This is a genomic window from Bacillus pretiosus, from assembly GCF_051294775.1.
GTDB lineage: Bacteria > Bacillota > Bacilli > Bacillales > Bacillaceae_G > Bacillus_A > Bacillus_A wiedmannii.
Window position 1 is genome coordinate 1 of sequence record NZ_JBPPHF010000215.1, and the last position, 302, is coordinate 302.

Consider the following 302-nt stretch of genomic DNA (forward strand, 5'->3'; position numbering starts at 1 on the left):
AGGGATTACTATGTACATATTACGTTATTTATGGCGTATTATGATTTTTGGATCTTCGTTAAAACTAGCCCGTCAATTACGAAAGAATTTATATGACCATTTTACAAGGATGAGCCCATCTTTCTATCAATCACGTCGTACGGGTGATTTGATGGCGCATGCGACTAATGATATTCAGGCGATTCAACAAACTGCTGGATCGGGCGTTTTAACACTTGTTGACTCAGTAGCGGTTGGGGGATGTGTACTCGTAGCGATGGGTTTTACAATTAGTTGGAAGTTAACATTGTTAAGCTTATTTC

Annotated in this window: 1 protein-coding gene; it reads left to right on the top strand. The window is 39.1% G+C overall.

Annotation, left to right across the window (positions count from 1 at the left end):
- Window positions 1–302: ABC transporter transmembrane domain-containing protein (locus tag ACSG5Z_RS30580; RefSeq protein ID WP_435712829.1), on the top strand; the 302-nt coding region annotated here is incomplete at both ends.